Origin of the sequence: Streptomyces sp. NPDC049577 (genome assembly GCF_040675635.1) — a bacterium.
In the GTDB taxonomy this organism is placed as follows: domain Bacteria; phylum Actinomycetota; class Actinomycetes; order Streptomycetales; family Streptomycetaceae; genus Streptomyces.
This window is the reverse complement of record NZ_JBFAPH010000297.1, coordinates 1-7,859: the sequence shown is the minus strand read 5'-3', so window position 1 is coordinate 7,859 and position 7,859 is coordinate 1. Positions and strand designations below refer to the sequence as shown.

Genomic DNA, 7,859 nt, shown 5'->3' with positions numbered 1-7,859 from the left:
GGCGAACGTGCTGGGCACCCGCGAGGTGCTCCGGCTCGCCACCCGGACCGAACCCGTCCCCGTGCACTACGTCTCCACGGCCGCCGTGTCCGTGGGCACGGACGAGACGCTGGACCCGGTGCCCGAGGACCACCGCGTGGAGCCCGGGTCGCTCGTGCCGGGCGGCTACGCCGCCAGCAAGTGGGTGGCCGAGCAACTCGTGTGGGAGGCGGCCCGGCGCGGCCTGCCCGTCACCGTCCACCGGTGCGGCCGGGTCAGCGGCCACACCCGCAGCGGCGCCGGCTCCGGCCGGGACGTGCTCTGGCAGCTCGTCCGGGCCATGCTCGCCACGGGCGCCGCTCCCGGGACGGCCGGCACGGACGGCTCCGAGGCGCTCGTCGACCTCGTGCCCGTCGACTACGCCGCCGCCGCCGTCGTCCACCTCTCGCGCAACCCCCGCGCCCACGGCCGCGCCCACCACCTGACCTGCCCGCAGCCGCTCCCGCTGAGCGAGGTCCTCGACCACCTGCGGGACCACGGGTACCGCCTGGAGACCCTGCCGCACGAGGAGTGGATCCGCACCCTCCGGCGGCAGGCGGACGCGGCGACCGGAGCGGAGCGGGAACTCCTCGACACGGCCCTGCTCCTCAGCGACATCCTGCCCACGCTCGCGCGCCTGGGGCGGATCCGCTTCGACCGGGCCAACACGCGCGCCGGACTGGCGGACTCGGCGCTCTCCTTCCCCCAGCTCGACGGCGAGCTGATCCGCACGTACGCGGACCACTTCGCCGCCACCGGATTCTTCCCGCCGACCGCCGCGCACTGATCCACGAGCGCGGCCGCAACCGTGCCGGGCCCCACCGGGCCCCGGCACGACCTCCCCTACCCGGAACCACATCCAGGAAGAGGTAACGCCGTAGTGAGCAATCCATGGGACGACGCCCAGGGGACCTATCTGGTCCTCGTCAACGACGAGGGGCAGCACTCCCTGTGGCCCTCCTTCACCGACGTGCCCGCCGGCTGGACCGCCGTGCACGGACCGGGCACACGGCAGGAGTGCCTGGACTACGTCGAGGAGAACTGGACCGACATGCGTCCCAAGAGTCTCGTCGAATACCAGAGCCGGTCCTCGCGGGTCGCGCAGGTCCCGGACGTCCCGGAGGTGAAGTCCGCGTGACCGCACGACAGGAGCCCCAGCGACCCCTGCGCTACCCCTTCAACGAGGCGGTGGCCCTGGACGTCGACCCCATGTACGCCAAGCTCCGGCAGGAACAGCCCGTCGTCCGGGTGAGCTGCCCGTTCGGCGAGGACGCCTGGCTGGTGACCTCGCACGCGGACATGAAGACGATCCTCGGCGACCGCCGCTTCAGCCGGGCGCTGGCGGCCGAGCACGACGAGTCCCGGCTGACCCCGCTGCCGATCCACACCAGCATCCTGGGCATGGACCCGCCCGAGCACACCCGGGTGCGCAGGCTGCTGTCCCGCAGCTTCACCGAGGTGCGGATCGAACGGCTGCGCCCCAAGATCGAGCAGGTGGCGGCCCGTCTCATCGACGGCTTCATGGCCGCGGACGGGCCCGCGGACCTCATGGAGCAGTTCGCCGTGCCGCTGGCGGGCACCGTCGTCTGCGACCTGCTCGGCGTCCCGTTCGAGGACCAGGAGCGGTTCCGTCAGTGGCTCGACGCCTTCTCGGCCACCACCGTGATGACGGCCGAGGAGACCGAGGAGGGCACGGCGGCCCTCCACGGATACATCGCCGACCTCATGCACCGACGCCGCGCGGAGCCCCGCGAGGACCTCATCAGCGCCATGGTGCGGGCCAGCGACGAGGAGGAGAAGCTCTCCGAGACGGAGCTGGTGGAGCTGGCGACCGTGCTGCTGATCGCCGGGCACGAGACGGTCTCCTCCCAGCTCATCGACTCCCTGTACGTCCTGCTCACCCACCCCGAGCAGCTGGCCCTCCTCAGGCGCCGGCCGGAGCTGATGCCCACGGCGATCGAGGAGCTGATGCGCTACGTCCCGCTCATCTCGCACGTCACCTTCGCCCGGTACGCCGCCGAGGACGTCGAGCTGAGCGGAACGCTGGTGCGCGCGGGCGAGTCCGTCCTGCCGGCGATCCCCTCGGCCAACCGCGACGAGTCCGTCTTCGAGGACCCGGACCAGTTCGACATCACCCGGGAGGAGAACCCGCATCTGGGGTTCGGCTACGGGATCCACCGCTGCCTCGGGGCCCCGCTCGCCCGGATGGAGCTGCACGTCGCGCTGGAATCGCTGCTCACGCGGCTGCCGGGCCTGCGGTTCGCCGAGCCCGTGGAATCTCTCGAATGGAAGGACGGCATGCAGGTCAGGAGCCTGCTGCGGCTTCCGGTCCGCTGGTGACCGCCGCCTCCCCGCGGACGCGACCGCGTCCGCGGGGAGGCGCCCTGCGCCCAGGGGCGGGGGAGGGTCAGCCGAGCCGCCAGCCGGGAGACGTGGGACCGCTCTCCCGCGTCCGGCCGGGATCCCGCTCGGCCACCGGGCCGAGCACGGCGTCGATCTTCGCCATCAGGTCGTCGTCCAGCCGGACACCGGCCGCCTCGGCGTTGGACGTGATCTGCTCGGGCCGGGACGCGCCGAGCACCGCCGTCGACACCCCCGGATTCCGCAGCACCCAGGCCAGGGACAGCTGCGCGAGCGTCAGCCCGGCCTCGGCGGCGAGCGGCTTCAGCTCCTGGACCCGGCCCAGGACCTCGTCCTTCAGCCAGCCGGCCAGCAACTCGGAGCCGTCGTTGCTGTCCGTCGCCCGGGAACCGGCCGGAGCCTGCCGGCCCGGCAGGTACTTGCCGGTCAGCACCCCCTGCGCCAGCGGCGACCAGACGATCTGCCCGACGCCCAGCTCCGCGCAGGCCGGCATGACCTCGGCCTCGGGCACCCGCCACAGCGCCGAGTACTGCGGCTGGTTCGACACCAGGGATATCCGCAGCTCGCGGGCGAGCGCGTGACCGCGCCGGATCTGGTCCGCCGTCCATTCCGAGACGCCGATGTAGTGGGCCTTGCCCGAGTGGACCACGTCGGCCAGCGCCTCCATGGTCTCCTCCAGGGGCACCGACGGGTCGAAGCGGTGCGCCTGGTAGACGTCCACGTGGTCCGTCCCCAGCCGCCGCAGGGAGCCGGTGATCGACTCGAGGATGTGCTTGCGGGAGAGGCCGAGGTCGTTGCGGCCCGGGCCGGTGGGGGCGAAGACCTTGGTGAGGATCTCCAGACCCTCCCGGCGCTCACCCCTCAGCGCCCGGCCGAGTAATTCCTCCGCGCGTGTGTCGCCGTACACATCGGCGGTGTCGAAGGTGGTGATCCCGGCGTCGAGCGCGGCCCGCACGCAGGCGATCTGCGTCTCCTCGCCGCGATCGGAGCTTCCGGACAACCAGTTGCCGAAGGCGACCCGGCTGACAATCAATCCACTGTGCCCAAGGTGACCGTATTCCATGACGGCACGCTACCCAGGCGCCCCACCGGTGACGCCCGTACCGCCGGTACCGTGAAACGATCTTCTTGGAGGATCCGACCAGACCCCTCCGGAGACTGTGGACGTTCGGCCCTCGCCGGGCATGCCACCGGTCATGTGAGAATGAAGTACGTGCTTTTCCCCCGGCATGCCCTGTCGGGGGTCGCCTCCGAACGACTGGGATGTTCAGCACGTGCGTTTCCTCAATGACCAGCAGCCGCCGTACGACCTGACGTACGACGATGTGTTCATGGTGCCGAGCCGCTCCGCGGTCGGCTCCCGTCAGGGCGTGGACCTTTCCTCGCCGGACGGGACCGGCACCACCATTCCGCTCGTGGTCGCCAACATGACCGCGATCGCCGGCCGCCGTATGGCGGAGACGGTCGCCCGCCGCGGTGGGCTCGTCGTGATCCCCCAGGACATCCCGCTCGATGTCGTGACCGAGGTCATCTCCTGGGTCAAGGGCCGGCACCTGGTGCTCGACACCCCGATCGTCCTCGCCCCGACGCAGACCGTCGCGGACGCCCTGTCCCTGCTGCACAAGCGGGCGCACGGCGCGGGCGTCGTCGTCGACGGCGAGCACCGCCCGATCGGCGTCGTCACCGAGTCCGACCTGACCGGCGTGGACCGCTTCACCCAGCTGTCCGAGGTCATGTCGAAGGAGCTGCTCCTCCTCGACGCGGACATCGACCCGCGCGAGGCCTTCAACCGGCTCGACGCCGCGCACCGCAAGCTCGCCCCCGCCGTGGACGCGGACGGCAAGCTCGCCGGCATCCTCACCCGCAAGGGCGCCCTGCGCGCGACGCTGTACACCCCCGCCACCGACGCGGACGGCAAGCTGCGCATCGCCGCCGCCGTCGGCATCAACGGCGACGTGGCCGGCAAGGCCAAGGCGCTGCTGGCAGCCGGTGCGGACGCCATCGTGGTGGACACCGCGCACGGCCACCAGGAGTCCATGATCTCCGCGATCAAGGCCGTGCGGGCGCTCGACCCGCAGGTCCCGATCGTCGCGGGCAACATCGTCGCCGCCGAGGGCGTGCGGGACCTCGTCGAGGCCGGCGCGGACATCATCAAGGTCGGTGTGGGCCCCGGCGCCATGTGCACCACCCGCATGATGACCGGCGTGGGCCGCCCGCAGTTCTCCGCCGTCCTGGAGTGCGCCGCCGAGGCGCGCAAGTACGGCAAGCACGTCTGGGCCGACGGTGGCGTCCGCCACCCGCGTGACGTCGCCATGGCGCTGGCCGCCGGCGCCTCCAACGTCATGATCGGCTCCTGGTTCGCCGGCACCTACGAGTCCCCGGGCGACCTCCAGCAGACGGCCGACGGCCGCCTGTACAAGGAGAGCTTCGGCATGGCCTCGGCCCGCGCCGTGCGCAACCGCACCTCCGAGGAGTCGGCCTACGACCGGGCGCGCAAGGGCCTGTTCGAGGAGGGCATCTCCACCTCCCGCATGTTCCTCGACCCGGCCCGCCCGGGCGTCGAGGACCTGATCGACTCGATCATCGCGGGTGTCCGCTCCTCCTGCACCTACGCGGGCGCGGGCTCCCTGGAGGAGTTCCACGAGCGCGCCGTCGTCGGCGTCCAGAGCGCCGCCGGCTACGCGGAGGGCAAGCCGCTGCACGCCAGCTGGCAGTAAGCACGAAATACCGCCCCGAAGGGGCGCGGTCCGAATTCCCGGGCCGCGCCCCTTCGGCATTTCCCGGACGAGGTGGCAGCCGTCACGCCCATAGGTAATTGACGCCTACAAGTACCGATTCGTAAGGTGACATGCAACGAATGCCTGTTCCCGGCCCGCGGACGCAATGATCGTTCGCGTGTACGCAAGAATGGTGCATTACGAGCGCGGGCCCTGACCTCGTAGGGTCTGCGCAGTACGTGGAGTGGCGGGTACCGCTTGCTCGCGGTCCCCCCTCCCTTCGGGTTGCCTCCGCCCTGCCGGCGCGCCCCGGGGACCGCCGCGGTCACCGGCCGATTCCACCGGCAGCGATGAACGGAGCCACCCAGTGTTGGACCAAGGCACAGCGCCAACCGTCACCGGTGACGACAAGCCGCCCCAGCGGACCACCCCGTCCGCCGGCTTCGGCGCCCGCCTCATGCGGCGCAAGCCGGTCGAGCGCCTGGTCGCCGAGGGCGGTCAGGGCGAGGGCGGCACCCTGCGCCGTTCGCTCGGCATGTGGCAGCTGACCATGATCAGCATCGGTGCCACCCTCGGCACCGGCATCTTCGTGGTGCTGGGCGAGGCCGTGCCGGACGCCGGCCCGGCCGTGGTGATCTCCTTCGTGCTCGCGGGTGTCACCGCGCTGTTCTCGGCGCTGTCCTACGCGGAGCTGGCGGGCACCATCCCCGTCTCCGGCTCCTCGTACTCCTACGCCTACGCCACCCTCGGCGAGCTCGTCGCCTGGGTCTGCGGCTGGTGCCTGATCCTCGAGTACGGCGTCTCGGTCGCGGCCGTCGCCGTCGGCTGGGGGCAGTACCTCAACGAACTCCTCGACGGCACGATCGGCGTGACGATCCCGGCCTGGCTGGCCAATCCGCCCGGCGTCGACGGCGGCATCTTCAACCTGCCCGCCCTGCTCGTCGTGCTGCTGTGCATGGCGTTCCTGCTGGGCGGCGCCAAGGAGAGCGCCCGCGCCAACACCATCATGGTCGGCGTGAAGATCGCGGCGCTGCTGCTCTTCTGCGCCGTCGCCTTCACCGGCATCAAGGCCGGCAACTACAAGCCGTTCATGCCGCTCGGCCTCGGCGGCGTCAGCGCCGCGGGCGCCTCGCTGTTCTTCTCGTACATCGGCTTCGACGCCGCGTCGACGGCGGGCGAGGAGGCCAAGGACCCCAAGCGGGACCTGCCCAAGGCCATCATGCTCTCGCTGCTGATCGTCACCGCGCTGTACGTCCTCGTCGCGGCGATCGCCGTCGGCGCGATGCCGTGGGGCCAGTTCAAGGGTTCCGAGGCGGCACTCGCCGGGATCATGAAGGACGTCACCGGCATGAGCTTCTGGTCGGTGCTGCTGGCCGCCGGTGCCGTCATCGCCATCGCGAGCGTCGTGCTCACCGTGCTCTACGGCCAGACGCGCATCCTCTTCGCGATGTCCCGCGACGGCCTGGTCCCCAAGACCTTCGCCAAGGTCAACGAGCGCACCGGCGTCCCGCGCGCCAACACCGTGATCGTCTCGCTGTTCTGCGGCGTCCTGGCCGCGGCCATCCCGCTGGGCCAGCTGGCCGACGCGACCAGCATCGGCACGCTCTTCGCCTTCGCGCTGGTCAACGTCGCCGTGATCGTGCTGTTTTTCAAGCGCCCCGACATGAAGCGCAGCTTCCGGGTCCCGCTGGCCGGGGTCCGCGTCCCGCTCGCCGGCCGCCGCATCCCGCTGGCCCCGGTCTTCCCGGCCATCGGCTTGCGCTCTGCGTCTACATGATGTCCAGCCTGGATGTCATCACCTGGGAGGTCTTCGGCGCCTGGATGGCCGTCGGCCTGGTGGTCTACTTCGCGTACGGCATGCGGAACTCGCGCCTGGCGCGCGGTGCGGTCGAGCTCGCGGGCGCGTCCGTCGCGGTGGAGTCCGAGGCCGTCGAGGTGAAGGCGGAGCCGGCGCAGGCCGGGAAGGCTCCCGAAGCGGCCCCTGCCGAAGCCTCCGCCGAGGCCCCCGCCGAGGCCCCTGCTGAAGCCTCCGCCGAGGCCCCTGCCGAAGCCTCCGCCGAGGCCGCTGCCGAAGCCCCCGCCGAAGCCCCCGCCGAGGCCGCCGGTACGGCCAAGAAGGCCGCCACCCGGAAGACCGCCGCGAAGAAGACGACGGCCGCCAAGAAGACGACGGCCGCCGGCAAGACGGCCGCCAAGAAGACCACGGCGAAGAAGACGACGGCCAAGAAGACCACGGCCAAGAAGGCGGCTCCCGCCAAGGCCGCCGCCAAGAAGGCCGCGCCGCGCAAGACGGCCCCGGCCAAGACGACGCCCGCCAAGACGGCCACGGCCAAGTCGGCCACGGCCAAGCCGGCGGCAGCCGAGAAGGCGACCCCGGACCAGCAGTGATCCGCCGGGGCCTCCCGGTCAGCTCCTCGCGGTGATCAGCCGCGAGGAGATCCGGACCCCCGGATTCGTCGCGACGAACGCCTCGGTCAGCGCCTCCCCGGCGCGGCCGAGGCGTTCGTCGTCCATCGGCTCCAGCGCGTCCAGGATGAACACCGCCCGCGTGGTGTCCAGGGTGAGCCGGGTGCGGGTGCACTGGCGCCAGTTCCAGCGCCGGCAGGTGACGCCGGTGTCGTCCCGCCAGACGACCTCACCCGGCGCCGGGGACTCGACGACCGGTTCGCAACACCGCCGGGACCTTCGGTCTGGCGCGGGGCGGTTGGAGCGAGTTCCTCGACTGGCGGCGGGGCGTGTACGCGGGGCTGCTCGCGGCGGTGG

Annotated in this window: 5 protein-coding genes and 2 pseudogenes; 5 read left to right on the top strand and 2 right to left on the bottom strand. The window is 71.8% G+C overall.

Translation table 11 applies throughout. The features are described 5' to 3' along the window. The 3 genes from AB0K09_RS26000 to AB0K09_RS25990 form a co-directional block, all read left to right on the top strand. Window positions 1–805 (top strand): SDR family oxidoreductase (locus AB0K09_RS26000; RefSeq protein ID WP_366067817.1); only part of this gene is annotated, 805 nt, incomplete at its 5' end. Between the two features lie 93 nt (window positions 806–898). After that, window positions 899–1,156: an MbtH family protein gene (locus AB0K09_RS25995; RefSeq protein ID WP_366067816.1), complete on the top strand. Its 258-nt coding sequence runs from the start codon at window positions 899–901 to the stop codon at window positions 1,154–1,156. Then, window positions 1,153–2,358 carry a cytochrome P450 gene (locus AB0K09_RS25990; protein WP_366067815.1) on the top strand — a complete coding sequence of 402 codons (1,206 nt, stop codon included), beginning with the start codon at window positions 1,153–1,155 and terminating at the stop codon, window positions 2,356–2,358. Before AB0K09_RS25995 ends, AB0K09_RS25990 begins: the two co-directional genes overlap by 4 nt. Window positions 2,359–2,425: 67 nt before the next feature. Here AB0K09_RS25990 and AB0K09_RS25985 read toward each other — a convergent pair whose 3' ends face one another. Continuing rightward, complete coding sequence (locus AB0K09_RS25985) at window positions 2,426–3,442, bottom strand: aldo/keto reductase family protein (protein WP_366067814.1); 1,017 nt, start codon at window positions 3,440–3,442, stop codon at window positions 2,426–2,428. 166 nt (window positions 3,443–3,608) lie between these two features. Between AB0K09_RS25985 and AB0K09_RS25980 the strand changes: the two genes are divergently transcribed. Both AB0K09_RS25980 and AB0K09_RS25975 read left to right on the top strand, forming a co-directional pair. Then, on the top strand, window positions 3,609–5,096 hold the full coding sequence (locus AB0K09_RS25980) for a GuaB1 family IMP dehydrogenase-related protein (protein ID WP_366067812.1): 1,488 nt from the start codon (window positions 3,609–3,611) through the stop codon (window positions 5,094–5,096). A gap of 457 nt (window positions 5,097–5,553) precedes the next feature. Then, a pseudogene (locus AB0K09_RS25975) lies at window positions 5,554–6,974 on the top strand (amino acid permease); the annotation flags it as partial. Between the two features lie 528 nt (window positions 6,975–7,502). Here the strand turns inward: AB0K09_RS25975 and AB0K09_RS25970 are convergent. Further along, window positions 7,503–7,859 (bottom strand): annotated as a pseudogene (locus tag AB0K09_RS25970) (hypothetical protein); the annotation flags it as partial.

What these genes read in the sequence shown, in the direction of transcription:
- AB0K09_RS25980 (WP_366067812.1), top strand. Translation starts at nt 3,609, where the DNA reads ATGCCCTGTCGGGGGTCGCCTCCGAACGACTGGGATGTTCAGCACGTG.
- AB0K09_RS25985 (WP_366067814.1), bottom strand. Translation starts at nt 3,442, where the DNA reads ATGGAATACGGTCACCTTGGGCACAGTGGATTGATTGTCAGCCGGGTC.